Below are 402 nucleotides of genomic sequence, written 5' to 3'. Positions count from 1 at the left end.
GGAATGGGATCGGGTGCAGCCGCTCCGCCATAACCACCAGGTCGGCGAAGAACACAAATGAGAAGCTGGTTCAGGGCAGTAAGGCAGTAGGGGAATAGGGCAGTATGTTTGGTCTGCGCCTTTCCTTTGCCTTTGTGCTTTGTCTTTCCGTGCTGATAACACGAAGCATGCGACTGCATGCCGCCGGTGTTCCGGCGCCCCGTCCGGAGCGAAGCGGCGTTAGCCGCGACAGCGTGAGGACAGGAGAATGATTTTGGCTTGAACGAAGTTCAAACCAAAATGATGGATATTGTAAATGGGAGTGATCAAGTCGATCGAGCTATTAGTACCGGTAAGCTGCATGCGTTGCCGCACTTCCACACCCGGCCTATCAACGTGGTGGTCTTCCACGGCTCTGATAGG

At 54.7% G+C, this 402-nt stretch carries 1 rRNA gene; it reads right to left on the bottom strand.

From position 1 onward, the window contains the following. Nucleotides 1-301: 301 nt before the first annotated feature. Nucleotides 302-402 (bottom strand): 23S ribosomal RNA (locus tag ACS5UA_RS22895); the annotation flags it as partial.

It is taken from the genome of Brucella sp. RRSP16 (assembly GCF_052246815.1).
GTDB classification, from domain to species: Bacteria; Pseudomonadota; Alphaproteobacteria; order Rhizobiales; family Rhizobiaceae; genus Brucella; species Brucella intermedia.
The sequence above is the reverse complement of the archived record's forward strand: the minus strand, read 5'-3'. Positions and strand labels throughout refer to the sequence as shown.